Here is a 24,399-nt window from a genome sequence, read left to right as displayed (position 1 = left end):
CTAAACACTATTACATGTTTTGTTTAATTGCACTATCATTCAGGGGCCACGGGGCCGAATGAGGAGGAGCTTGCAGGTGGAAACGCGAGAGTTGGACCACGTCATCTACGAGAAGGACGGGGCGATCGCGCGCATCATCCTGAACAATCCGGACCGGGCCAACGCACAGTCCTCGGAGATGGTGCACAGCGTCAACGAAGCACTCGACGACGCGCAGTACGACTACAGCATCAAGGTCGTCATCATCAAGGCCAACGGCAAAGGGTTCTGCTCCGGCCACATCCCCGACGGCAGCTATCCCGAGTTCAAGGCCGAACTGGAGGCCTCGGGCAAGGTCTGGCGCTCGGCGGCTCAGCTCTTCCTGTGGCCGGTGCTCAAGCTCTGGGAATTTCCGAAGCCGGTGATCGCCCAGGTCCACGGATACGCGATCGGCGGCGGGACCACCTGGGCCCTGCTCCCCGAGATCACGGTGTGCAGCGATGACACCTGGTTCCAGATGCCGTTGGTACCCGGTTTCGGGTTGCCGGGATCGGAAACCATGTTCGAGCCGTGGGTCTTCATGAACTACAAGCGCGCCGCCGAGTACCTCTACACCGCACAGAAGATCAGTGCAGAACAGGCACTCGAGTTCGGACTGGTCAACCGGGTGGTGCCCCGGGACCGGCTGGAGGCCGAGGTCGAGGAACTGGCCGCCAAGATCGCCAAGGCGCCGTTGATCACCCTGCAGGCGACCAAGGCCGGCATCCTGCGAGCGTGGGAAGGGATGGGTTTCCGCACCCATCAGCAGGCCAGTAACGACCTGCAGGCCCTCGTGACCGGTTCCAAGGAGTTCCAGAACTACGTCGCCGAGCTGATGAAGAAGGCCGCCAAGCCCTCCGACCGGGTCTGAATCGTGCCGCTTGCGCCCATCGTCCGACTCGGGGGCGGACCGCAGATCGACCAGTTGCGCAGCCGGCTGCGCGAGTGGATCGCCGACAATCTTCCCGACGAGTTCCGACACACCGCCGCCAACCCCGACTACCTGCCGCGGGACAGCCACGAGCGCGCGGTGCAGTTCTGTCAGGCGCTGCACCAACAGGGCTGGTTCGTGCCGCACTGGCCGACGCGGTTCGGCGGGGGCGGTCTGGGCGTCGTGGAACAGGTGGTCATCCGTGAGGAGCTCGCCTACGCCGGCGCCCCGCTGGTGAACACCAACGGGGTCAACATGCTGGCGCCGGTGCTGTTCCGGTTCGGCACGCCCGAGCAGTGTGACGAGCACCTACCCAAGATCGCGCGCTCGGAACGGATGTGGGCACAGGGCTATTCGGAACCCGAGGCAGGTTCGGACCTCGCGGCGCTGCGGATGACCGCGCGCCGCGATGGCGACGAGTACATCCTGGACGGCCAGAAGACCTGGACCAGCAACGGTGTCCTCGCCGACTGGATCTTCGTGCTCGCCCGCACGTCACCGCTCGGCGGCAAGCGTCAGGCCGGTATCTCCTTTTTCCTGGTCGATTTGAACACCCCGGGAATCACCCGCCGCCCCATCCGCTCGATGACCGGCTACTCGACCTTCGCCGAAGAGTTTTTCGACGGCGTCCGGGTTCCGGCCACCAACCTGGTCGGCGGCGAAGGTGAGGGCTGGACGGTCGCCAAGGCTCTGCTGGTCGCCGAACGTTCGAACGTCACCCGGGCCGCACAGGCCCAGCGTTACCTCGACGAGTTGGTGGACTGGTGTCACGGTCAACGTGGTCAGGCGCATGACCCCCTGGCCGACCCGGCCAACCGGCTGGCCCTCGCACGCGCGATCGAACGCGTCGAGGTCGGGCGCGCGCTGTCCTACCGGGTGGCCCACCAGCAAGCCGCCGACCAGCTCGATCCGGCGCTGCCGTCACTGTCGAAGCTCTATCACTCGGAGCTGACCGCAGAGCTGCGACAGCTGGGGGCCAGCATCCTCGGCCCGGCCGGGGCATTGCTGCCCGATGATCCCGATGCGCTGCTGCACGGGCACTTCTCGGAGGGGCTGCTGCTTTCCCTCCTCCATACCATCGGCGGCGGCACCAGTGAAATTCAGCGCGACCTGATCTCGACCACCGGCTTGGGCCTGCCCCGCTAAGCGAATTCCGCCCGACCGGCGTCGGCCGCCGAGCGCTGTTGGGCCACCGTGGCGATCGCCAACTCCAGCGGCTGGAAGGACGCCAGCTGGGTCGACTCGACGGCCGCCAGAAGCCGCTTGGTGAGCTCCACCGCACCGGTGTCGGCCGCCGCGATCTCGTGGGCGATCACAACCGCCACATCCACAGCCGAACCGGGTTCGGTGAGATCGGTGACCAAGCCCATGCGGTGCGCGTCCTCGGCGGCCAACCGACTGCCCCGCAACAACAGTGATGCCGCGCGTTGCCGTCCCAACTGCTCGCTCAACCGCCACGCCAGGCCACCGTCGGGCACCACTGCACGCGCGACGAAGGGTGCCGAAAAGAACGCGTCACGCGCCGCCACCACCAGATCGCAGGACAGCGCCAAACTCCACCCCAGACCTACGGCCGCACCCTCGACGGCGGCGATCGTCGGCACCGGGATCGCACGCAACTGCGCCATCACGTTCTGGGCGTGCTCGACGCGGCCGGCCGGTCCCATCGGTCCGGCGCCGTGCGCCGGACCTGACTTCAAATCACCTCCGGCGCTGAAAAAGCCTTCAGCGCCGGCGATCACGATGGCGCGCGCGTTGGCGGCCTGCGAGAGTGCTTCCGCCAATTGAGTCCAGGACTCGTAGCGCAGCGAGTTCCGCTGCGCGGGACGATTCAGCAGGACAAGCGCGACACCGTCGCGATCCTCGACCAGGACCAGCGAATCGGGTGTGCGCTCTGTCATCGATCGAGGAACTTGTCGATGGCCGCGCGGTGTTCCGGCGTGGTGAAACATTCGGTCTCCGCGGAGATGCCGTATTCGAGTATCGCCGTGACGGCTCGCTCGGCGTGCAGGTTCAGCGTGCGTTTGGTGTCCTGGACCGCGCGGGCGGGCAAAGCGGCCAACCGATGCGCCAGTGCCAGACCTTCGGCCTTGATGTCTGCGTGGGCCACCACGCGGTTGGCCAGCCCCAACTCGACTGCCTTGTCGGCCTTGATGCGCTCACCGAGCAGCAGATACTCCTTGGCCTTGAGCAGGCTCATCAGAAGTGGCCACAACACCGATCCACCATCGCCGGCGACCAGGCCGCTCGCGACGTGCGTGTCCGCGAAGAACGACCGATCGGACATCAGCACGATGTCGCACAGCACCGCGATACTGCAACCGAATCCGACAGCGGGACCGTTGACCGCGGCCACGATGGGCAACGGGAAGTCGATCATGTCGCGCACAATGCGGCGGGCATCGCGCATCCCCTCGCGCCGGGTGACCGGGTTCTCGACATGGGTGTGCAACCACTCGACGAGATCGCCACCGGCAGAGAAGAAGTCTCCGGTGCCGGTCAGCAGAACAGCGCGAGCCTCGGGGTCATCCCCCAGCGTGGCCCACAGCCGGGCGAACGCACCGTGCATCCGGTTGTTCACCGCGTTGGCGTTGCCGGGGTTGTTGAGTGTGACGATGCGGACCGGGCCGTCTGCGGCCACCAGGATCTCATCGCACCCGGTCAGGTCCGAGGTGCCTTGCGGGAGCTCAGTCATCATGAGATCGCGTCGGCCAGCCGCTTACTGATGATCTGCTCGGCCTCTTCGACGATGCGGGTCACGACCTGGCCGGCGCCGGGAATGTCGTCGATGAGTCCCATCGCGGTGCCGATCCACCAGACGCCGGCTTCCAGATCACCGGTCTCATAGACCTTGACTCCGCGCTTGCCGGCGACCAGGTGCGCGATGTCCTCGAATTGCCCTCCTTTGTTGAGGATCTCGACCACCTCACGGGAGATGGTGTTGCTGGCCACCCGGCCGGTGTTGCGCAATGTGCGGAAGATCAATTCCGTGCCCAGCTCGTTGCCGGCGACGATGGCATCTTTGACGTTCTGGTGGATCGGCGACTCGACCGTGCACATGAACCGCGAGCCCATGTTGATGCCGTCGGCGCCCAGAGCTAGTGCCGCAACAAGTCCGCGCCCGTCGGCGAAACCGCCGGAGGCGATCATCGGAATCTCGATCACCTTGGCCGCAGCGGGAATCAGCACCAACCCAGGGATGTCGTCCTCGCCCGGGTGACCGGCACATTCGAAGCCGTCGATGCTGATGCCGTCGACGCCCAGGTCCTGGGCCTTCACGGCATGTCGCACCGACGTGCATTTGTGCAGCACCTTGATGCCGTTGTCGTGGAAGATCGGCAGATGCGGCGCCGGGTTGGACCCGGCGGTCTCGACGATCTTGATCCCGGCGTCGACGATGACCTGCCGGTATTCCTCGTACGGCGGCGGGTTGATGGTCGGCAGGATCGTGAGGTTGACGCCGAACGGCTTGTCGGTCAGGTCGCGCGCCCGTGCGATCTCGTTGGCCAGATCAGCGGGGGTCGGCTGAGTCAGGGCGGTGATCAGCCCGAGACCGCCGGCATCCGACACCGCGGCAGCCAGTTCGGCGCGGCCAACCCACTGCATGCCGCCCTGCACGATCGGGGCTTCGATGCCGAATGTCTCGGTGAACCTGGTGGTGATCAATGGTCCTCACTCCCTTCGGATTCCGGCTGCGGCGGTATCCATGCCGGCCGGCGTGTCGATACGAACGCGTCCCGGTCCGACGACCTGGACCACTGCGGTGGCCGCTTCTGCAAGAACGCGGTGAACGCCTCGATCTGTTCGGATGTTCCGATCGACGCCCAATACCCGGAGACGTCGACGATGGGAAGTGACCTGGCCATTTCGCGTTTCATCGCGGCCCGCGCCGCCGGTCCGGTGTTGCGTACCCGGTCCAGCAGAGCCGCGGTCTCCGCGGCGAGGGCCTCGTGCGCCACAACCTTGCCGACCAGTCCGAGGCGCTGCGCTTCGTCGGCTTCCACCCAATCGTTGCCGTAGATCAGGTGATTGGCGCGCAACGTGCCGATCCGCTGCGGCAGCCGGGCCGCGACGAACGCTTCGTAGACACCCCGGGTGAGGTCGGGTACCCGCATCCGAGCTCGGTCGGATGCGATGACGAGATCGGCGTAGAGCGTCATGACCAGACCGCCACCCAGTGCCAGCCCGTTGACCGCGCAGACGACGATCTTCGGGATCTTGCCCAGTGTCTCGAACGGAGTCCCGTCATAGGCCTCGGTGAAGGCGTCCCACCGCCGGTCGGGGTTGCCGACAGCGTTCATGTCACCGCCGGCGCAGAACACGTCGCCGGTGCCGGTGATCACCAGGAAGTCCAGGGCCGGTTCGTCGGCGACGATCATCGCCGCCTTCTTGATGCCGTGGTAGCCGTCGGCGGTCAACGCGTTGCGCTTCTCCGGGCGGTCGATGGTGACGGTCAAGGTGTCGCCGTCGATTGTGCCGCGCAACTCCTCGGCCCCCAGGTCGACCTCGGTCGGCAACTCGCTCACGCGATGACCGCGATCAGTTCGCCGACGTCGTAGGTTTCACCCACCTCGACCTTCCACGACACCACGCCCGAGGCCGGCGCCTCGATGTCCATCTCCACCTTGTCGGTGGCGATCGAATACAACGGGTCGCCCTCGGTCACCGACGCACCGTCCTCGACTAGGAACTCGGTGATCTCGGCCTCGGTGATCGCATCACCCGGCTTGGGCAGCCGCACTTCCGTCACAGGATTCTCCTGATCGCTTCGACGAGGTGGGCAGCGCCCGGTCGGCACGCTGCCTCCAGAGTGGCTGCGCGCGGCACAGGCGTGTAGGTGCCCGCAACACGCTGGATCGGTGCACCCAATACACCGAACAGTTCGGTACCGACAGTCGCGGCGATCTCGGCACCGGGCCCGCAGAATCCGACCGACTCGTGCGCCACCACCAGGCGGGTGGTCTTACGGACCGATTCGAGCACGGTCGCGAGGTCGAGCGGCACGAGCGTGCGCAGATCGACCACCTCCACCGATATGCCATCGTCGGCGAGCTGCTGCGCGGCCTCCAGCGCGGCGTGCACCATGACGCCGTAGGTGACCACGGTGACGTCAGAGCCCTCTCGTTTGACGTCGGCCTGTCCCAGCGGCACGACATGGTCGGCCACCGGGACCGGCCCCTTGCCGCCGCCGTAGTACAGCTTCATCGATTCGATGAACAGGCACGGATCGTCATCTGCCAAGCAGGCTTTCAACAGGCCGGCGGCATCGGCGGCCGTACTCGGCCACACCACCTTCAACCCCGGAGTGTGCATCGCCCACGCCTCGAAGGCCTGCGAATGCTGGGCACCCGCACCCATGCCGACCATTGTCCTGATGACCAGCGGCGCACCTGTGCGGCCACCCGACATGTAGCGGACCTTCGCGGCGTGGTTGGCAATCTGGTCCATCGCCACCCCGAGGAAGTCCATGAACATCAATTCGGCCACCGGACGCAGTCCGGCCAGCGAGGCGCCGATGGCGGCACCGATGATCGACGACTCCGCGATCGGGGTGTCGAGCACCCGGCCCTCGCCGTACTTGCTGGACAGACCGGCGGTCACCTTGAACATGCCTCCACCTGAGGGGTCGCCGATGTCCTCCCCGAGTAGCACGATCGAGTCGTCTTCGGCCATCGCCCGGTCCAGAGTGCGATGAATGGCCGCGACCAACCCGAGCTCCTCGGTGTCCCCGTCCGAGGCCTCGGCAGCGGACCCGCGATGGTTGGAGTGTTCTGAGCCATTGCCGCTGAACACATCTCGGGTGAGTTCGGCGGGATCCGGTGGCGGGGAGGCCACCGCAGCGGTGAATGCGGCGTCGATCTCGGCCGCCACGGCCGCGTCAACGGCGTCGAGATCGGCGGCGGTGGCGACGCCGTCGGCGATCAGCTGCGCCCGAAACCGCGCAAACGGAGGGTCGGCCCGCTTCGCGGCCAACTCGTCTTGATCGGCGTAGCCCATGGCGTCACCGAAATAGTGGCCCTGCAGGCGATATGCCAACGCTTCGACGAAGGACGGCCCTTGACCCGACCGCGCACGGGCGACCGCGGCGGCCACCGCCTCGTACACCGCGTGCGGGTCGGTGCCGTCGACGGTCACACCGGGCATCCCGTAGCCCTGCGCCCGGTCGGACAGTTGCGTTGACCGGGTGTAGCGGTGCTGCGCCGTGCATTCGGCCCAGGAGTTGTTCTGACACAGGAAGATCACCGGCAGATCCCACAGCGCGGCCATGTTCATGGCTTCGTGTACGTACCCGATGCTGGTGGCGCCGTCACCGAAGCTGACCAGGACGACCTGGTTGGTGTCCCGCCGCGTCGCCGCCAAAGCGATGCCGTTGGCGATCAGCGGACCCGCGCCGACAATACCCGTGGTCCAGGCGATTCCGTGGGCAGGGTCGTAGATCCCCATCGCACCGGCCTTGCCTCCGGACAACCCGTCCCGGCGGCCGAGGATCTCGGCGAAGTAGCCGCGCAGATCGATGCCCTTGGCGAGCACGTCGCCGAGTCCGCGGTAGGTCGTGACGAGTTGATCAGCGTCGTCGAGAGCCAGCATCGCGCCGGCGGACATGGCCTCGTGGCCGTCGACCGGCCAATAGCTCATGGTCACCTCACCAGAGGACAGCGCTTTGCGAACGCGCTTGTCACCGTGGTGAACCTTGCTCATGAGGCGATACAGCGCCAACGATTGGTCACTGTCGGGCGACAGTGTTCTGGTACCTGTTTGGGTGGACATCCACACTCCTCGACGGGTCTGCCACCGATACTACAATATGACGTTTTTTGTTCAATCGTTTAGGAACGCAACGTGGCGAGTTCCGCTGCGAACAACATCCGGTCGAAGTAGCAGCGTTCCAGGACCAGATCCTCGCCGTCGAAGCCGAAGACATTGACGCTGAGCATGTCGACCGAGGTGCCCACGCAGGTCGTCCGGGTCTCGACCACCAGTCCATGCGCCGAATGGAACACCGCTTCGGCGCTGTAGCTCATCTGCGGCAACTCGTCCCACTGCCGCAGGATCATCTGCCGGACCTCCTCATCACCGTCGTACACCATTGCGGTGGGCACGATCTCGTAGCGAGGGTGGGTGAAGGTCGCCATGATTCGGTCGAGATCACGCTCGTTCTCGGCAGCGACATGGCGCATCACCAGCGCCTGACGTCGAGCCAGCAGCTCGGGATTGGGCAGCACCGGCACTCACCTGCGCTCGAACGTCGGCAGATTCCGACCGTCGGCCAGCGGCAGCCAACCCACTTCGACAGCATCCCCCACCTGCGGCGCCGGCCCGAAGACATTGGACATGATCCGGACGCCCTCGTCGAGATCGACCAGAACCACCGAGTACGGCACCAGGTCGGCCAGCGCGGCGATCGGGGCCCGGTGGTGCACGCTGACGGCGTGGATCACCCCACGGCCGGAGAGTCGTTCCCACCGCAGGTCGTCGTGGCCGCAGTGCGGACACCCGAAGCGGGGATACCACACCAGCGCACCGCAGTCGGTGCACCTCTGCATGTGCAGCTCGCGGTTTTGCGTCGCATCCCAGAACGGGGCCGAGACCGCGCTCGGCTCAGGCACCGGCAGATCCAAGATCTCGGCGTTCACAGCGTCGCCTCCGTCCCGAGGATCACCGTCGACGTCGCCGAGAGCACCCCACCGGTCCCGTGCGCGAGCGCCACCTCGGCGCCGGGCACCTGCCGATCCTCACCTTCACCCCGCAACTGCCGGGCGGCTTCGACGAGGAGGAAGGCACCGAACGCGCCGGGGTGGGTGTAGGCCAGGCCGCCGCCGGTGGTCTGGCCGGGCAGCTCGCCACCCGGGGCCAGCACCCCGCTTCCGGCGAACGCGCCGCCGTCGCCCTTCGCGCAGAAGCCGAGATCTTCGAGCGCGAGCAGAACGGTGATGGTGAAGGAGTCGTAGAGTTCGACGACATCGACGTCCCCGGGGCTCACGCCCGCTGCCTGGAACGCCGCGGGACCTGACCGGGCGCCAGGGGTGACGGTCAGATCCGGCATCTGCGAGATCATCGCGTGCGAGGCTGCCGAAGCAGCGCCCAGCACGTGCACCGGCGGCTTGGCCAGCGAGCGCGCCCGTTGTGCACTGGTCACCACGATCGCCGCGGCACCGTCGGTGACCAGGCAACATTCGAGCTTGTGCAGGGGTTCGGCAAGGTAGCCCGACCCCAGCACGTCATCGACGGTGATGGCGTCGCGCAGATGTGCGCGTGGATTTCGGGTCGCCCAGGCGCGGGTGTCGACCGCAATCTGCGCCAATTGTTCTGCCGTGGTGCCGAACTGGGCCATGTGCCGATTCGCGGCCAGCGCATAGGCGCTGATCGGCAGCATCACACCAAACGGCGTTTCCCATTCCAGTCGCTCAGGAGTCGCGAAGACGCCGAGCCCTTTGTCACCCCGCTTGCGGGCCGCTCGCGGAGTCGATGCGTAGACGATCACCACGGTCTCTGCCTGTCCGGCTGCGATGGCCGCCGCCGCGTGCTCGACGTACAGGCCGTAGCTGGCGCCACCGGTCTGGGTGGCATCGGTGAAACGCGGTGTGATGCCCAGGTATTCAGCGAGCTCGACGGAGTGCATCAGGGTTCCCCCGGTACACGTGCACACGCCGTCCACGTCACGCACCGTCAGTCCCGCGTCCGCCAGCGCCGCCCGCACGACTCGCGCTTCGAGCTCACGCAGGGGTACGTCGATCACTCCGGACGGTGAAACCTCGTCGGCGACACCGACTATTGCTGCAACACCGCGGACGCCCGTCATGCCTGCACCTCCTCACGGCTGGAGAACAGTTCCCGAAGCCCGGGCTGGCTGACCTTCAGCGACGGGGTGCGCGGCAGTTCGTCGACGACGATGATCCGTGACGGCACCTGATAGCGAGTGAGCCGCTCCCGCAGGAAGTCGAGAAGTTGCTCGGGATCGACGTCAGCGCCCGCCGTGGCCTCGACCGCGGCGACCGGAACAGCGCCCAGCCTTCTGTCGGGCAGCCCGGTGACGCCGGCATCACGCACCCCCGGATGGGTTCGCAACGCATCCACGATGTCCGCCGGTGCCACCTTGAATCCACCGCGGATGATCACGTCGTCGGTGCGGCCCTCGACGTAGAGGAAGCCGTCGGCATCGATCCGACCGAGATCGGTGGTGGGCACCCAGTCTCCGTCACCGGTACGCACCTCGATGCGACCTTGGACGTTCGCGCCGACCTCGACGTCCTTGTCCACCGACATGATGCGGACCTCGCGGCCACGCTGCGGACGACCGACGCTTCCGCGCTTGGCTTCGGCCCACTGTCGATGCAAGGCAAGATTCCAGCCCGCGACTCCCCCGGCGAACTCGGTTGCCCCATACGAGGGCAGCACCGCCACGTCGTAGCGCTCCTCGAAAGCCTCTTGGACGGCCACCGGCAAGTGCGCGGTCCCCGAGGTGACCACCTCGACGGTGTCGAAGACCTCAGGCGCGACATCAGCGTCGAGGACCATCGCCATCGCCGACGGGACCAGACTCACCGCGCGAGGGCGGTGCCGTTGCACGGCACCGACAAAATCGGCGACGGTGAAGCGCTCCAGCAGGGCGATCCGGCGCCCCTGGCAGATGTTGAGGAGGGTCCGGAACATGCCCGACATGTGCACCAGCGGCGCTGCGACGATGGCCACACCGGAGCTCAGTCGGGGCCGCTGGTCGGTGGACGCCGAGTAGTGCGCACTGGCTGCAGCCACTGTGCGTTCGAATGCCCGGTAGGTCAGCGGTATTCGCTTGGGCGGTCCGGTGGTTCCGCTGGTCAGCATCTCCACGGCGACGCCGTCGGGTTCGCTGCGGAACGGACCGGGCCCCGGCGCCTCCAGGCCGTCCTGCACGGTGACCTCGGGTGGGGCCGCCGTGACGCGAAGCCCCAGGGCACCTGCGGCCGCGTCCCGAACTCCGTCGCGCTGCCAGTCCGATTCGACGGCGATGACCGCGGCCAGATTCAGATCGGCGATGTCGGCGCTGAGTCCGGCGTCCCCGTGCGCGGCATTGAGGGTCACCACAGTGGCCCCCGTCAGCAGGACCCCGATCAGCGCGCCGACCATCGCCGGATGATTGCGCAGGACCAGTCCCACCGGGGATCCCGCACCCAAGCCGGCTGCGGCGAGGTGGTGCTCGACACCGTCGGCGATGGAGCGCAGTGCCGCCCAGTCGGTCCACACACCGTCGGACTCGATCGCCGGCGCCGCCGGGTCCAGGGACAGAACCGTCTGTAGCCGGGCCCGGAGATCCTCGCTCAAGCGGGCGCTGCCGCGAGTTCGGTTGCCGCCGGGATCACCTCGTCGGCGAACAACTTCATCGAGTCGTAGACCTTCGCCCGGTCCATGGCACCGCCTCGTGACATCCGCAGCATGACGTTGCGCCAACCCATGTCGACGACGGTGCGCATCTTGTCGATGATGCGATCGGGATTGCCCATCAGGGTCAGATGCGAGTTGAGCACCTGTTCGTAGCTCTGCTTGTCGTGCTTCTCGAACCAGTCCGCGTAGGCCTTGTAGTCGGCCGGGATGTCGCCGCCGCGTTCGAACGGATTCGAGTATGCGCGATGGCGCTCGATCGAGAGCTCCACGCTCTCGCGGGGATAGGTCCGGGCGAAGGAATCATCCTGGTGACAGAACGCGTTCAGCAGCGCCCACACGTTGCCGGTCGCGGCTTCCAGACCCTTCTTGGCCTGCGTCTCCAGGTAGATGTCCAGGGCTCCCTGTAGGTCGGGGTCGACGGTGTAGGGATTGCCGATGATGGCGCCGAAACCCTTGTCGGCCAGCCATTCGAAGCTCGACGGGGTCTTCATCACCGTGCCCCATACCGGTACCGGCTGCTGGGCGGGACGCGGGTAGATCGTGACGTCCTCGATGGTGAAGTACTTCCCGTGATAGCTCACGTTCTCCTGAGTGAGCAACAGGTGCACGATCTCCAGGCATTCCTGGTATCGGCCGGTGGCTTCGTCCATCGGGACGCCGAATCCCTTGAACTCGTGGGCCTGGTAACCGCGACCGAATCCGGCGTCGAATCGACCGCCGGAGAGCACGTCGACCATCGCGATGCGCTCGGCGAGCTGGATGGGATTGTGGAACGGGGCCACCATGCACGCGGTCCCGATGCGAATGCGTTCGGTCTGCGCGGCGATCGCCGCTGCCACCATCGGCAGATCAGCCAGCATGCCGTAGGGCGAGAAGTGATGCTCGGCCAGCCAGACCTCGTCGTAGCCGAGTTCCTCAGCCCACCGGGCCTCTTCCAGCACGTTGGCGAAGACTTCCTGGTCGGACAGGTGGTTGGGCTTGTCGCCGAGGATGAAGACACCGAATTTCATGGCCACTCCAGAAACTATTTGCAGTTACTGCGACTATATTGCACGATAGAACACAGCACGTCAATCTGTTCATCACGCTTGCGGAGGTTCGATGGCCCTGACCACCGACGTTGTCGGCACTGTTGTCGATCCCACGACCTACCGGTGGACCGAGACCGAGGCGATCCTCTACGCGCTGGGCGTCGGCGCACGGCCACCGGACGAGTTGCGACTGCTCAACGAGCACGGCGAGCTCGCCGTACTGCCGACCTTCGCGCTGCTCGCGAACTGGTGGGCGGTCAAAGACCTACGAACGTTGTTGGGGCTGGGCTCGTTTCCCATCGTGCACGGGGCGCAGTCCCTGACGGTGACGCGTCCGGTGCCCGCACGCGGCGAGTTTGCCGTGACCGGCACGATCACCGCGGTGTGGGACAGGGGCAAGCACGCCGCGGTCGAGGTCACCACGCGGGGCGCCGATGCCGACGGCGAGGCGTTCGTCGCGGTCGGCCAGATCATGGTGCTGGGGGCCGGCGGCTTCGGCGGCGAGCGCGGACCTGATGCGCCCGTGGACCCCGAGCAGCCGCCCGACGTCACCGTCGACGACGACGTCCGAGCCGAGCAGGCGGCGATCTACCGCCTCAGCGGTGACCGCAACCCGTTGCACATCGACCCGGCCGCCGCGCGCAAGTTCGGTTTCGACGACGTCTTCCTGCACGGACTGTGCACCCTTGGCTTCGCCGCGCGGGCACTGGTCAACGCTGTCGGACGGGGCGACCCGGACAGCCTGCAGTCGATCAGCTGCCGGTTCGCCAAGCCGGTGCAGCTCGGCGCTGGGCTGCAGACCGAGATCTGGCACGGTGAGGACGGGGTGCGTTTCCGCACGCGTCAGGGATCGATCGTCGCCCTTTCCTCAGGCACCGCGCAGTTGCGAGGATGAGCGCAATGGACAAGCGACGCATGCGCGGACAGCGCAACCGGCAGGCGCTGATCGATGCCGCCCTCGAACTCTTCGACGCCGACGGCTACGAAGCCACCACCGTGGAACTCATCTCGCAGCGCGCCGGCGTCGCACCGCGAACCTTCTTCCACCACTTCGCCGCCAAAGAGGACATCCTCTTCGACGGCTACGCCGAGCGACTGCACGAGGCCACCCGCCGATTCCGCGCTTCTCGATCGCAATCCCTGTGGGGTGCGCTGGCTGAGGCGTCGGCCGCGGTCGCCGAAGCCATCAGCGCCCAGCCCGAGATATTCCTGACCAGGGCGCGGATGTATGCCGGCCACCCGACTCTGCGCGCCACCCGGTTGCGCCTCAACGACGATTGGATCGAGCAGATGACCAGCGAGGTGGCCATCCGCCTGGGCGCCGATCCGCACACCGATCTGCGCCCAAGGCTCGCGGTCAGTGTGGTCAACGGAGCCAATCGCGCAGCCATCGACACGTGGGTGGCCGGAGACGGGCGCGGCGATCTCACCGCCTCGATGGGCGAGGCGGTCGGTCTGCTTCGCCCGTCGATCACCCGCATCGAGCGTCTCGTCAAGGCAGACAGGCAACGTCGTGCCGGGTGATCAGGGACTCGCCGTCGTCACCGGCGGTGCGCGCGGCATCGGGGCGGCGATCGTGGCGGCGCTGGCGGACGCGGGCTACCGGGTCGCGATCGTCGACGTGAACGCCAAAGCCCTCGCGCAGACGCGCGACACCGACGCTGTGCGCAACGGTGCCGCGCTCCCGATCGAGCTGTCCATCACCGACCGGGACGCCGTCGAGCGGGAGATCGGTCGACTCACCACCGAACACGGGCCGATCGCGGCGCTGGTCAACAACGCCGGTATGACGCTGCCCGGCTCCTTTCTGGACCAGACCGACGAGGACTGGGACCGGATTGTCGCCGTCAACCTGACCGGCACCTTCATCATGGCCCAGGTCTGCGCGCGGAACATGGTCACCCAGAAGGCCGGCGCCATCGTCAACATCAGTTCCGTGTCGGCGCACGGGGTGCGCACGGGTCCGCCCGCCTACGCGGCCGCCAAGGCCGGCGTCGAGGGGCTGAGCAGGCTGATGGCCGTCCAATTGGGGCCGTCCGGCGTGCGGGTCAACACCGTCGTGGTCGGAACGACGGCCACCCCGTGGCTGTTGTCCCGCAAGACCGACGATCAGCTCGAGACGATGCGCGAGTCGACGCTCACCGGCGCATTGGGCGAGCCGCAGGACATCGCCGCGACGGTCGCGTTCCTGTGCTCCGATGCGGCCAAACACATCACCGGGCAGCTCATCTCGGTGTCGGGCGGCCAGTGGATGCCCTGACCTGATTCCGTCGTACGATAGAACACTATTTGATACTTTGTTTAGCACACCCGCTGATCGGAAGGATTCGGAGTGCACCTGGAGCGAATTCTGTTCGACGTCAGCGAACACGTCGCCACCATCACCATCAACCGCCCCGAGCGGCTGAACGCCACCGACGACCTGACCCGCACCGAGTTGGGTTGGGCGTGGGGGCAGGTGCGAGACGAGCCGGACATTCGCGTGGCCATCATCACCGGCGCCGGCGACCGCGCGTTCAGTGCCGGACAGGACATCAAGGCCACCGCGGCCAGCGGCATCCGGAACAAAGTCCCGGGATCCCGCCTGCACCATAATGTGTGGAAGCCGGTCATCTGCGCACTCAACGGGATGGTGGTCGGCGGCGGCCTGCACCAGGTCGCCGACGCCGACCTGATCATCGCCGCCGACCATGCCGAACTCATCGACACCCACCTGAAGGTGGGCAACGTCTTCGCTCTCGAACCCGCAGTGCTGTTGCGCCGCATGCCGCTCTCGATGGTCATGCAGCTGGCTCTGATGTCCAAAGACGGCAGGATCAGTGCCGCACGTGCCCACCAGATCGGCCTCGTCAACGAAGTCGTCCCGGCTGAGCGCCTGCAGCAACGGGCACGCGAGATCGCGCTGTCGATCGCAGCGCTGTCACCGGCAACCACGCAGGCTTCCATCAAGGCGATGTGGACCAGCCTCGACGTCGGCTTGCACGCCGCCAACGACGTCGCCTACCGGTACGTTCTGCAGCACCAGATGACCCACCCTGACTACCGGGAAGGTATGGCCGCCTTCGCCGAAAAGCGCGAACCGCAGTGGGTCGTGGAATGAGGACATTCGCCTATCCGCCGCTGCCCTACAAGCCCACCATCCCGGTTGTGCTGGCGTCGGTGGCCGACCAGCACGGTGACCGTGACCTGGTCGTCACCTGTCGGACCGATGGCTCGGTCGACCGAATCAGCTACGCGCAGGCGAACTCCGAATCCGTCGACATGGCGGCGCGGCTGCTGAGCCTGGGAGTGACCAAGGGCGTCCGGGTCGGCATCCTGGCACCCAACGGGCCCGAGTTCGTGACCGCGTTTCTCGCCGTCACCAGAATCGGCGCCGTCGCCGTGCCGTTGAACACCTTTCTGCAATCCGCAGAACTGGCGTGGGTGTTACGCGACGCCGACATTCACACCGTGTTGTCGATGGAGACGATTCTCGGCAAGGACATGCTCAGCCGTATCCGCGATGCCGCGGGCGGGCTGGAGTCGCCACTGCGATCGCCGGACCTACCCCAGTTGCGCAACGTACTCGCGCTGGGGACGACCTCGACCTCGTGGCCCACCCAGTGGCCACAACCGGTGGTGCCGGACTTCCTGTCGGCCTGCGAGCAGACCGTTCGCCCCACCGATGATCTGCTGGTGATCTACACCTCGGGCAGCACCTCGCACCCGAAAGGCATCGTCCACACCCACGGCACGGCGATCACGCATTCCCGGTTCATCGCCGCCGAGCACGACTGGTGCGAGACCGACCGGATCTATGTGCCCATGGTGTTCTTCTGGGTGGCCGGCCTGGTGTTCGGCTTCCTCGGTCCGTTCCAGTTCGGCGCCACGGTGCTCACCGAGCACAAGTTCGACGCCGGGCACGTGTTGCGGCTCCTCGAGAGCGAACGCGCCACCTACACAACAGGCTTCCCGCACATCGGGCCCGCTCTGGCCAATCACCCCGACTTCGCCGCCACCGACCTGTCGCATCTGCGCGAGGGATATCAACAGGTCCTGCTGCCGCCCGAGCGCCGCACCGCCGATCCGTCCCTGCGGGTGGCCCAGCTGGGTATGACCGAAACGTGCAGCAGCCACACCTGGTGGCCCCCGCACGAGCAGGTTCCCGAATCCAAGCGCGGATCGCTCGGCGTGTCCGCGCCCGGCTATGAGCACAAGGTGATCGACGAAAACGGCATCGAGGTGCCCAACGGAGTGACCGGTGAGATCTGTGTCCGCGGAACGGCTCTGATGCGGGGAATGATCGGCAAACACTGGTATGAATTGGTCGATCGCGACGGCTGGCTGCACACCAAGGACGCCGGTTACCGGGATGACGACGGCCACCTGTACTTCGCCGGCCGTACCGACGAGATGATCAAGACGTCGGGAACCAATGTGGCACCCATGGAAGTCGAGGCAGAGTTGCGCCGGCTACCCGAAGTCCGAGTCGCCTACGTGGTCGGCCTGCCCGACCCCGAGCGGGGCGCCGTCGTCAGCGCCGCCGTCGTGCTCAACGAGGGTCATCGAGCCACCGCCGAGGAGTTGGCGACGGCGTGCCGCTCCCGCCTTGCGGCGTACAAGGTTCCGAAGCGCTGGGCCATCCTGACCGACGCCGAACCGCTGCCCTACACCACCACCGACAAGATCGACAAGCGCGCGCTGACCAAGATGATGGACGAAGGTGTCCTGTCGTGACCGACGGTGGCCTCGCCGAACTCACCGCCCGCGTCGAACGCCTGGAAGCACTCGATGAGATCCGCCAGCTGGCGGCCAAATATGCCGTCGCACTGGACATGCGCGACCTCGACGCGCTGGTCAACCTGTTCGTCGACGATGTGGGCGTGCCCGGTCGGCGTCGGGGTCGGCAAGCGCTTCGGCAGTGGTATGACACCGAGCTCCGCCACGACCTGCTGGGAACGGCACACGGTGTGCTGGGGCACGTCATCGACATCCACGACGCCGAACATGCGTCCGGGCTGGTCTACTCGCGCAACGAGCTCGAAACCGAATCGGCGTGGGTGATCGAGCTGATGGCCTACCTGGACACCTACGAGCGCCGGGACCGACAGTGGTTCTTCGTGCGGCGCACCCCGCTGTTCTGGTACGAGAGCGACCTCGCCGAGCCTCCGCTGGGCCCGCGAAAGATGCGGTGGCCCGGCACCACCGCGCACGAGGGCAACTTTCATGATGCCTTCCCGAGCTGGCAGGAGTTCCAGAGCGCCGGTGCCGGACGACTCGATGTGCCCGTCGCGGCGCCGCCAGCCCCGGGCGCCTGGATCGCCACCCTGCGCAGGCACCGCGAGGTGCCCCGCGTCGCGTCCACCGGCCGCGCCGACGACGACCCGAGGAATTCCTGACATGACCGCCGACTCGACGCCGGCAGCGTTCACCTTGACTGCCGAGCAGCGCGAATTCCGCTCGGCGGTGCGCGCGTTCCTCGAGCACCATTCACCCGAGTCGGAGGTCCGCCGGGCGATGCAGTCGGACAGCGGATATGACCCACAGGTCTGGCATGCGATGGCCGGCCAACTCAATCTGCAGGGCCTGATCATTCCTGAGGAGTTCGGCGGTGAAGGCTTCGGCTACGCCGAATTGGCGATCGTCATGGAGGAACTGGGGGCCGCGCTGACCCCGGGGCCGTACTTCTCGTCTGCCGTGCTGGCCGCCGGTGTGTTCCTCCAGTGTGCCGACGACGACGCCAAACGGCGCTACCTGCCGGCGATCGCCGACGGGTCCTCGATCGCCACCCTCGCCCTCACCGAACGTGCAGGACACTGGGACCCCGCCCGGATCGATACCCGCGCACAACAGTCCCATCACGGTTGGACCCTGCACGGCACCAAGTACTACGTTCCCGACGGCGACCTCGCCGATGTGGTTCTGGTGGTGGCGCGCACCGATGACGCTGTCGGGGTGTTCTGCGTCGACGATGCCGCCGGCCTCACCAGACGGCCGCAATCGACCTTGGACGCCACCCGCCGCCAGGCCGTCATCGATCTGGTGGGCGCTCCCGCAACCCGGCTGGGGCTCGGCGAAGCCGAACTGCGGCGGGCGCTGGCGCACGCGGCCGCCGCGCTGGCCAGCGAACAAGTCGGCGGCGCACAGCGATGTCTGGACCTCGCGGTTGCCTACGCGAAGGTACGCCACCAGTTCGGGCGTCCGATCGGATCGTTCCAAGCTGTTCGGCACGCCTGCGCCAACCTGATGCTCGACATCGAATGCGCCCGGGGCGCAGCGCAATACGCCGCTCATGCAGCAGACAACGAACCCGATGCGCTGCCCGCCGCAGCGGCGCTGGCCAAAGCTCACGCCACCGAGGCCTACCAGCGGGCGGCCGCGGCGAACATCCAACTGCACGGCGGTATCGGGTTCACCTGGGAACACCCGGCACACCTGTACTTCAAACGGGCCAAGTCGTCAGCCATGCTCCTCGGTGACAGCGACCTCCAGCGGCGGCTGCTCGCCGACCTTGTCGGCCTGTAGCACCCCGGCAGGCCGACCCCGACGTGCCGGCACACCAGGACACGAAGTGTCGCGTAGCATCATTGCTGGCGAAGCGGCCGTACGGCACTCGCGAAGGCAAGGAGCGACATGGCAACCTCACGCGCGACCGTCGAGGTCGAGGATCAGGACGAAGTCGATCGACGCAACCAGATCCTCGAGGCTGCCAACCAGTGCTTCTCCCAGCTCGGCATCCAGCGCACCAGCGTGCAGGACGTCGCGCGCATGGCAAGCGTGTCGCGCGGCACCGTGTACCGCTATTTCGAGGACCGCAACGTCCTCATCGAGGCGGCGATCGAATTCGGTGCGCAGAAGTTCTACCAGCAGGTGGCCGAAGCCATGACCAAGAAAAGGACTCTCGCCGAGAAGCTGGGCGCCATGGCTGAAACCCACGCGAAGATCCTGCTCGATCACCGCACCCGCAACCGCCTGATGGCCGATGACGCCGAGCTGATGCGCCACATGATCGCCGACGGCGACAGCTCGGTCCGGCGGTCCACCGAGTTCCTCGTGCCCTACGTCCGGGAGGCGCAGAAGCGAGGCGAAGTCGGCGCGTCGGTTGACGTCACCGCCGCCAGTGAGTGGCTGGCCCGCATCATCTACTCCTTTTCCACCGTCAACGAGGCGCAGACGTTCGACATGTCCAAGCCCGAGACGGTCCGCAAGTATGTCGAGAAGTTCGCGGTCAACGGTTTGCGCTGACCACTGCAGAATCGCGTCTGTTCAACTGAACATCTCTTGTATTACTGTTCTGTTCATGGCAGACATCTGGCAGGAACCGCGGATGCTGATCGACGGACGGTTGGTCGCCGCGTCGGACAACGCAACCTATGACAACGTCAACCCCGCCACCGAAGCAACCATCGGCGTGGCCGCCCACGCGACACATGCCGACATGGACACCGCGATCGCGGCTGCCCGGCGCGCCTTCGACGACACCGACTGGGCATCCGACCTCGAGTTTCGTGTGCGCTGCATCCGCCAGCTCCACGATGCGTTGACCAAGCACGCCGACGAACTGCGCGCGACGGCCGTCGCAGAAGTCGGCTGTCCCATCGCGCTGACCTACGGACCGCAGATCGACGCACCGCTGGCCGGACTGCCCTGGGTCGCCGACCTCGCGGAGAACTACCCATGGGAGACCGACCTCGGCATCGCCGAACCGTTCGGCATCGCCACCCGGCGCACCGTGCGCCGCGAGCCCGTCGGCGTGGTCGGGGCGATCACACCGTGGAACTATCCCGTCCAGATCAACCTGGCCAAAGTCATCCCCGCGTTGGCGGCCGGCAACACCGTCGTGCTCAAACCGGCTCCCGACACTCCGTACTGCGCCACCCTGATCGGCCAACTGATCGCCGAGCACACCGACATCCCCGCCGGCACCGTCAACATCGTCACCTCCCTCGACCACAGCCTCGGCCAGCAGCTCTGCGAGGACCCGCGAGTCGACATGATCTCGTTCACCGGGTCGACCGCCACCGGAACCCGCATCATGATCGCCGCGGCACCCACCATCAAGAAACTCTTCCTCGAACTCGGCGGCAAGTCGGCCCTCGTCGCACTCGATGACGCCGACCTCGGCTCGGTAGTGACCTCGGCGGCCTTCGCCGCGACCACACATGCGGGCCAGGGCTGTGCCAACACCACCCGACTGTTGCTGCCACGTGCGCGATACCGGGAGGGAGTCGAAACGCTCGCCGAAACCTTGAAGGGGTGGCCGTACGGGGATCCGACCGACTCGTCGGTGCTGATGGGTCCGCTGATCCGTGAGGAGCAGCGGCAACGAGTGCTCGGCTACATCCGAACGGGCGTCGACGAGGGCGCGACCATCGCCGTCGGCGGCGGTGTTCCGGCCCACCTGCCGACCGGGTTCTACGTCGAGCCGACGCTGCTCGCCGATGTCGACCCGGATTCGACTGTGGCGCAGGAGGAGATCTTCGGACCCGTGTTGGTCGCAATACCGCATGACGGTGATGACCACGCCGTGCAGATCGCCAACAACTCGCGCTACGGGTTGTCCGGGACCGTGGTCAGCGCGTCCGACGAGCGTGCTCGCGCGGTCGCCAACCGGATGCGCACCGGCACGGTCAATGTCAACGGAGGCGTCTTCTACGGCGTCGACGTGCCGTTCGGCGGCTACAAGCAGAGCGGGATCGGACGCGAGATGGGTGTCGCCGGTTTCGAGGAGTACCTGGAGATCAAGTCGATCGCCGAGGGTGCGTCGTGACCGAACGGTCGCTGGCCGGAAAGCGGGTGGTCGTCGTCGGTGGTTCCGCCGGCATCGGCCGGGCTTTCGCCGTGCGGGCCATCGCAGACGGTGCGCGCCTGGTCGTGGTGGCACGCCGCGAACTGCCCCCGGACGTCCTCGCCAGCGCCGTGTCGGCGACCTCGGTGTCGGCTGACATTCGGGAACCCGACGACTGTGCCCGTGTCAGCCACGTTGCGGCCGAAGCGCTCGGCGAGGTCGACCTTCTGCTGATCAGCGCCGGATATGCGCCGCTCAAGGCGTTCTCGGAGGTCGATGCCCAAGACTGGATGAAGGTGCTGTCCACCAACGTGATCGGCGTGCACCAGATCATCCAGGCACACCTGCCGATACTGAGTCCGTCGGCCGTGGTCGCGGTGCTGTCGTCGGACTCCGTGCGCCATCCACACCGCGCGCTCGGTGCATACTCGGCCAGCAAGGCGGCCATGGAACGCAGTCTGGTGGCATGGCGACTGGAACATCCCGGCTATCGCTTCAGCTGCGTCGAGGTCGGAGCCACAGTCCCGACCGATTTCATCTCGGATTTCGATCCCGAACTTCTCGGAGTTGTTGCTGGAGAGTGGATTTCCCGCGGATTGGTGCCCTCGACACACATGACCCCGGAAAGTGTCGCCGACACGATGGCAGGCATCTTCGCCAGTGCGCTGGATAATCCCAACGTCGGACTCGAACATGTGACACTCAAATCACCCGCTGCTCCGATGACCCCCTAGCCGACCCGGAGGATCCCATGATCAAGAACGGCGCACGACTGCGAAGCCAGGTCTGTGACACGCAGGTGATCGTCGTGCGCAGCGCAGACGAACTCGACGACCTCCGCGCTGGCGGGGCTCCGATGATCCCGGTCGACGTCGACAGCGACGCCCAGCTGTCTCTCGACGAGGCCTTCGCCGACGGCAACCTGATGGGCAAGCGCTACGTGACCCCGGGCGGTGCCGAAGTACTGGTCACCAAAGCCGGAAAGGGTTCGCTGTCCGTCGGCACGACAGCACTGGAACTCAAAGAGGCCAAACCCCTCCCGGCCAGTGACTGAACAGGTCAAATCCGCCTGGCCGGATTACCCGGATTATCGGATCGACATCACGCACTGCCCGCACACCGGCCAAGTGTGGACCGGTGACGTGCTGGTCGCCGAGAGTGATTCGTGCCTGATACTGACCGAGACCGACCACGTCGACCGCCTCTACTTCCCCGAGAGCTCGGTGAACTGGGATGTGCTCGCACCGTCGCCGAAGCACACCACCTGCCCCTTCAAAGGCGTGGCGTCCTACTGGCACCTCACCGGAGCAGATGAGTCCGTCGACGACGTCGCATGGTCGTACCCCACCCCGCTGCGCGAGGTGGCGCCCATCGCCGGCTATGTATCGTTTGACTCACCGGCCATACAGGTCCTGGTGGTGGAGAATTGGCCCGACGGCAGTGCGGTTCCTGCGACGTTTCCGCTCTGGGGAGACGCCGACGAGCTCGTCCGGCTGATCGACGTTTCACCGGCGGGCGGGCACTCGTTCACCGGACCCGCGCACGGACCGACTCAGCGTGATGTCGTCGAAGGCGGTCAGCTATTGGCCGATGCGATCGTCGCGGTGTCGAAAACCCTTCCCGATCAACGTGTCACTTCGGCCTCCATGATCTTCCTGAAAGCTGCGTCCTTCACGGCACCTGTGGATGTGGACGTCGACATGTTGCGTCGCGGGAGGACATTCTCTACCGCGCAGGTTCGGATCAGCCAGCACGGCAGCCTCAGGAGCACCGGACTGCTGTTGGCCGACTCGGGCGCGACAGACGCCATCCGCCACACCGATCCGATGCCCGACGTCCCGGGCCCCGAGCGCGCGGTGCCATTCGCCGGATTCGGGATGCCCGGCCGGGAGATTCGCGTCGTCGACGGCGCCTATGACCCGGATCCCGATCGAACGGCCCCGCCGCAGATCGACGTATGGATACGCTTTCGCTCGGCGCCCGAGCAGAGCTATCTGCACTCGGCCCTGCTGGCGCAGTCGACCACCCACTGGACGATCGCAGCGGGCATGCTTCCGCACCGCGGCTTCGGCGAAGCCAGGGCGCACCACGACCTATCCACCGGAATCATGAAGGTCGACATCGCATTTCACGACGACGCCGACATCACCGACTGGCTTCTCTACTCCAACCGGGCGTTCTGGTCCGGCAATGGGCTGGTGCAGGGTGAGGGACGGGTCTTCACCCGCGGCGGTTCGCTGGCTGCGTCCTACGTCGTGCAGGCCATGGTGCGCGGCTTCAGCCGTGATCCAGCCGCTCTGGGCCTGGACAGCCGCACCGCGATGTGAGCCCGGCGGAGCACCCCACGCACCGTGACAGATAAACAAAAAGTGTTCTACCATCCACTAGATTGCCGGACGGCATCGGCTCACTTTGGGAGGATCGCATGAATCGACTGAGAGGCAAAGTCGCCCTGGTGACCGGCGCTGCCCGAGGGCAGGGCCGCAGCCACGCGGTTCATCTCGCCGACGAGGGTGCTGACATCATCGCGCTGGATATCTGTGCCGACATCGAGTCCAATGAATACCCGCTGGCCACCCCGGAGGACCTCGACGAGACCGCGAACCTGGTCGAGAAGACCGGGCAGAGAGTCGTCACCGGCGTTGTCGACGTTCGCGACCGGGCTGCGCTCAAGACCGCCCTCGATGACGCTGTCGCCCAGCTCGGGGGCCTGCACGTGGTGGTCGCCAATGCCGGAATCTGCCCGCAGGGCAATCACATCCCGTTCCGGGGCTTCATCGACGCCTTCGACGTCGACTTCGTCGGCGTCATCAACACCATCCACGTCAGTCTCGACCACCTGGCCGCCGGAGGCTCCATCATCTCGACCGGATCCATCGCCGGGCTGATCGACCAGAAGGACCTGGCCACCGGCGGCGGACCGCAGGGACCCGGTGGCGCCGGCTACGGCATGGCGAAGAAGATGATCCGCGATTACACCAAAGCGCTGGCTCTCACATTGGCTCCGCACAGCATCCGGGTGAACGCGGTGCACCCGACCAACGTGAACACCGACATGCTGCACAACCAGCCCATGTACAAGGTGTTCCGCCCCGACCTACCCGAACCGACGCGCGAAGACGCCGAGTTGGTGTTTCCGGTACTCCAGGCGATGCCCACGCCCTGGGTTGAACCCGAGGACATCTCGCACGCCGTCGTCTACCTGGCCTCCGATGAAGCACGATTCGTCACCGGCCAGCAGTTGTTCGTCGACGCCGGCGCCGGCCTGAAGCTCGGCGTGTAGACCACGCCGA

The 24,399-nt window shown here is 66.4% G+C and carries 26 protein-coding genes; 15 read left to right on the top strand and 11 right to left on the bottom strand.

The features are described from left to right. Positions 1-58: 58 nt before the first annotated feature. Entirely contained in the window at positions 59-889 is an 831-nt protein-coding gene (locus KXD98_RS06330; protein ID WP_396882563.1) for an enoyl-CoA hydratase/isomerase family protein, read from the top strand. 3 nt (positions 890-892) lie between these two features. After that, positions 893-2,095, top strand: a complete 1,203-nt coding sequence (locus tag KXD98_RS06325; RefSeq protein ID WP_260762526.1) for an acyl-CoA dehydrogenase family protein — start codon at positions 893-895, stop codon at positions 2,093-2,095. Here KXD98_RS06325 and KXD98_RS06320 read toward each other — a convergent pair. From KXD98_RS06320 to KXD98_RS06270, 11 genes are read right to left on the bottom strand one after another with little or no spacing between them, the layout of a single operon-like run. Then, positions 2,092-2,850, bottom strand: a complete 759-nt coding sequence (locus KXD98_RS06320) for an enoyl-CoA hydratase/isomerase family protein (protein WP_260762524.1) — start codon at positions 2,848-2,850, stop codon at positions 2,092-2,094. The genes KXD98_RS06325 and KXD98_RS06320 overlap by 4 nt on opposite strands. Next, a complete protein-coding gene (locus KXD98_RS06315; RefSeq protein ID WP_260762522.1) occupies positions 2,847-3,647 on the bottom strand; it encodes an enoyl-CoA hydratase/isomerase family protein in 801 nt (266 codons plus the stop codon). The genes KXD98_RS06320 and KXD98_RS06315 overlap by 4 nt, the downstream gene beginning before the upstream one ends. Next, complete coding sequence (locus KXD98_RS06310; protein ID WP_260765013.1) at positions 3,644-4,555, bottom strand: nitronate monooxygenase family protein; 912 nt, start codon at positions 4,553-4,555, stop codon at positions 3,644-3,646. Before KXD98_RS06310 ends, KXD98_RS06315 begins: the two co-directional genes overlap by 4 nt. A gap of 56 nt (positions 4,556-4,611) precedes the next feature. Next, a complete protein-coding gene (locus KXD98_RS06305) occupies positions 4,612-5,475 on the bottom strand; it encodes an enoyl-CoA hydratase/isomerase family protein (RefSeq protein ID WP_260762520.1) in 864 nt (287 codons plus the stop codon). Then, positions 5,472-5,699 (bottom strand): biotin/lipoyl-containing protein, encoded by a 228-nt coding sequence (locus tag KXD98_RS06300; RefSeq protein ID WP_260762519.1) that lies wholly within the window; start codon positions 5,697-5,699, stop codon positions 5,472-5,474. Before KXD98_RS06300 ends, KXD98_RS06305 begins: the two co-directional genes overlap by 4 nt. Next, entirely contained in the window at positions 5,696-7,717 is a 2,022-nt protein-coding gene (locus tag KXD98_RS06295) for a dehydrogenase E1 component subunit alpha/beta (protein ID WP_260762518.1), read from the bottom strand. Before KXD98_RS06295 ends, KXD98_RS06300 begins: the two co-directional genes overlap by 4 nt. A 59-nt stretch (positions 7,718-7,776) precedes the next feature. Next, complete coding sequence (locus KXD98_RS06290; RefSeq protein WP_260762516.1) at positions 7,777-8,172, bottom strand: nuclear transport factor 2 family protein; 396 nt, start codon at positions 8,170-8,172, stop codon at positions 7,777-7,779. A gap of 6 nt (positions 8,173-8,178) precedes the next feature. Further along, positions 8,179-8,583, bottom strand: a complete 405-nt coding sequence (locus KXD98_RS06285) for a Zn-ribbon domain-containing OB-fold protein (protein ID WP_260762513.1) — start codon at positions 8,581-8,583, stop codon at positions 8,179-8,181. Further along, positions 8,580-9,749 (bottom strand): acetyl-CoA acetyltransferase, encoded by a 1,170-nt coding sequence (locus tag KXD98_RS06280; RefSeq protein WP_260762511.1) that lies wholly within the window; start codon positions 9,747-9,749, stop codon positions 8,580-8,582. Before KXD98_RS06280 ends, KXD98_RS06285 begins: the two co-directional genes overlap by 4 nt. Next, positions 9,746-11,248, bottom strand: coding sequence for a class I adenylate-forming enzyme family protein (locus KXD98_RS06275; RefSeq protein ID WP_260762510.1), 1,503 nt, complete (start codon positions 11,246-11,248; stop codon positions 9,746-9,748). The genes KXD98_RS06280 and KXD98_RS06275 overlap by 4 nt, the downstream gene beginning before the upstream one ends. Then, positions 11,245-12,318 carry an LLM class flavin-dependent oxidoreductase gene (locus KXD98_RS06270; RefSeq protein WP_260762508.1) on the bottom strand — a complete coding sequence of 358 codons (1,074 nt, stop codon included), beginning with the start codon at positions 12,316-12,318 and terminating at the stop codon, positions 11,245-11,247. The genes KXD98_RS06275 and KXD98_RS06270 overlap by 4 nt, the downstream gene beginning before the upstream one ends. A 91-nt stretch (positions 12,319-12,409) precedes the next feature. Between KXD98_RS06270 and KXD98_RS06265 the strand changes: the two genes are divergently transcribed. The 13 genes from KXD98_RS06265 to KXD98_RS06205 all read left to right on the top strand — a co-directional run bounded on the left by KXD98_RS06265 (position 12,410) and on the right by KXD98_RS06205 (position 24,389). Continuing rightward, entirely contained in the window at positions 12,410-13,234 is an 825-nt protein-coding gene (locus tag KXD98_RS06265; protein ID WP_260762506.1) for a MaoC/PaaZ C-terminal domain-containing protein, read from the top strand. A gap of 5 nt (positions 13,235-13,239) precedes the next feature. Continuing rightward, positions 13,240-13,863 (top strand): TetR/AcrR family transcriptional regulator, encoded by a 624-nt coding sequence (locus KXD98_RS06260; RefSeq protein WP_260762505.1) that lies wholly within the window; start codon positions 13,240-13,242, stop codon positions 13,861-13,863. Further along, complete coding sequence (locus KXD98_RS06255; protein WP_260762503.1) at positions 13,853-14,599, top strand: SDR family NAD(P)-dependent oxidoreductase; 747 nt, start codon at positions 13,853-13,855, stop codon at positions 14,597-14,599. The genes KXD98_RS06260 and KXD98_RS06255 overlap by 11 nt, the downstream gene beginning before the upstream one ends. 72 nt (positions 14,600-14,671) lie before the next feature. After that, a complete protein-coding gene (locus tag KXD98_RS06250; RefSeq protein ID WP_260762501.1) occupies positions 14,672-15,439 on the top strand; it encodes an enoyl-CoA hydratase/isomerase family protein in 768 nt (255 codons plus the stop codon). Then, on the top strand, positions 15,436-17,055 hold the full coding sequence (locus KXD98_RS06245; RefSeq protein WP_260762499.1) for a class I adenylate-forming enzyme family protein: 1,620 nt from the start codon (positions 15,436-15,438) through the stop codon (positions 17,053-17,055). Before KXD98_RS06250 ends, KXD98_RS06245 begins: the two co-directional genes overlap by 4 nt. Then, the gene (locus KXD98_RS06240) at positions 17,052-17,717 is read left to right on the top strand and encodes a nuclear transport factor 2 family protein (protein ID WP_260762498.1); all 666 of its coding nucleotides are present in this window, start codon (positions 17,052-17,054) and stop codon (positions 17,715-17,717) included. The genes KXD98_RS06245 and KXD98_RS06240 overlap by 4 nt, the downstream gene beginning before the upstream one ends. Position 17,718: 1 nt before the next feature. Next, the gene (locus tag KXD98_RS06235; protein WP_260762496.1) at positions 17,719-18,843 is read left to right on the top strand and encodes an acyl-CoA dehydrogenase family protein; all 1,125 of its coding nucleotides are present in this window, start codon (positions 17,719-17,721) and stop codon (positions 18,841-18,843) included. A 108-nt stretch (positions 18,844-18,951) separates the two neighbouring features. After that, positions 18,952-19,563 (top strand): TetR/AcrR family transcriptional regulator, encoded by a 612-nt coding sequence (locus KXD98_RS06230; RefSeq protein ID WP_260762494.1) that lies wholly within the window; start codon positions 18,952-18,954, stop codon positions 19,561-19,563. A gap of 55 nt (positions 19,564-19,618) precedes the next feature. After that, positions 19,619-21,088, top strand: coding sequence for an aldehyde dehydrogenase (locus tag KXD98_RS06225; RefSeq protein WP_260762492.1), 1,470 nt, complete (start codon positions 19,619-19,621; stop codon positions 21,086-21,088). Then, complete coding sequence (locus KXD98_RS06220; protein WP_260762490.1) at positions 21,085-21,840, top strand: SDR family oxidoreductase; 756 nt, start codon at positions 21,085-21,087, stop codon at positions 21,838-21,840. Before KXD98_RS06225 ends, KXD98_RS06220 begins: the two co-directional genes overlap by 4 nt. A gap of 17 nt (positions 21,841-21,857) precedes the next feature. Continuing rightward, positions 21,858-22,160, top strand: coding sequence for a hypothetical protein (locus KXD98_RS06215; protein WP_260762488.1), 303 nt, complete (start codon positions 21,858-21,860; stop codon positions 22,158-22,160). Next, positions 22,153-23,433 carry a DUF427 domain-containing protein gene (locus KXD98_RS06210; protein WP_260762487.1) on the top strand — a complete coding sequence of 427 codons (1,281 nt, stop codon included), beginning with the start codon at positions 22,153-22,155 and terminating at the stop codon, positions 23,431-23,433. Before KXD98_RS06215 ends, KXD98_RS06210 begins: the two co-directional genes overlap by 8 nt. A 98-nt stretch (positions 23,434-23,531) precedes the next feature. Further along, positions 23,532-24,389, top strand: a complete 858-nt coding sequence (locus tag KXD98_RS06205) for a mycofactocin-coupled SDR family oxidoreductase (RefSeq protein ID WP_260762485.1) — start codon at positions 23,532-23,534, stop codon at positions 24,387-24,389. The last annotated feature ends 10 nt before the right edge of the window (positions 24,390-24,399 follow it).

It is taken from the genome of Mycobacterium sp. SMC-4 (genome assembly GCF_025263265.1).
GTDB lineage: Bacteria > Actinomycetota > Actinomycetes > Mycobacteriales > Mycobacteriaceae > Mycobacterium.
This window is presented reverse-complemented; position numbering and strand designations above follow the sequence as displayed.

Excerpts from the sequence above, each read along its gene's own strand:
- KXD98_RS06330 (WP_396882563.1), top strand. The coding sequence starts at position 59 with ATGAGGAGGAGCTTGCAGGTGGAAACGCGAGAGTTGGACCACGTCATC.
- KXD98_RS06320 (WP_260762524.1), bottom strand. The coding sequence starts at position 2,850 with ATGACAGAGCGCACACCCGATTCGCTGGTCCTGGTCGAGGATCGCGAC.
- KXD98_RS06315 (WP_260762522.1), bottom strand. The coding sequence starts at position 3,647 with ATGATGACTGAGCTCCCGCAAGGCACCTCGGACCTGACCGGGTGCGAT.
- KXD98_RS06310 (WP_260765013.1), bottom strand. The coding sequence starts at position 4,555 with ATGCAGTGGGTTGGCCGCGCCGAACTGGCTGCCGCGGTGTCGGATGCC.
- KXD98_RS06295 (WP_260762518.1), bottom strand. The coding sequence starts at position 7,717 with ATGTCCACCCAAACAGGTACCAGAACACTGTCGCCCGACAGTGACCAA.
- KXD98_RS06280 (WP_260762511.1), bottom strand. The coding sequence starts at position 9,749 with ATGACGGGCGTCCGCGGTGTTGCAGCAATAGTCGGTGTCGCCGACGAG.
- KXD98_RS06270 (WP_260762508.1), bottom strand. The coding sequence starts at position 12,318 with ATGAAATTCGGTGTCTTCATCCTCGGCGACAAGCCCAACCACCTGTCC.
- KXD98_RS06265 (WP_260762506.1), top strand. The coding sequence starts at position 12,410 with ATGGCCCTGACCACCGACGTTGTCGGCACTGTTGTCGATCCCACGACC.
- KXD98_RS06260 (WP_260762505.1), top strand. The coding sequence starts at position 13,240 with ATGGACAAGCGACGCATGCGCGGACAGCGCAACCGGCAGGCGCTGATC.
- KXD98_RS06245 (WP_260762499.1), top strand. The coding sequence starts at position 15,436 with ATGAGGACATTCGCCTATCCGCCGCTGCCCTACAAGCCCACCATCCCG.
- KXD98_RS06235 (WP_260762496.1), top strand. The coding sequence starts at position 17,719 with ATGACCGCCGACTCGACGCCGGCAGCGTTCACCTTGACTGCCGAGCAG.
- KXD98_RS06230 (WP_260762494.1), top strand. The coding sequence starts at position 18,952 with ATGGCAACCTCACGCGCGACCGTCGAGGTCGAGGATCAGGACGAAGTC.
- KXD98_RS06225 (WP_260762492.1), top strand. The coding sequence starts at position 19,619 with ATGGCAGACATCTGGCAGGAACCGCGGATGCTGATCGACGGACGGTTG.
- KXD98_RS06215 (WP_260762488.1), top strand. The coding sequence starts at position 21,858 with ATGATCAAGAACGGCGCACGACTGCGAAGCCAGGTCTGTGACACGCAG.
- KXD98_RS06205 (WP_260762485.1), top strand. The coding sequence starts at position 23,532 with ATGAATCGACTGAGAGGCAAAGTCGCCCTGGTGACCGGCGCTGCCCGA.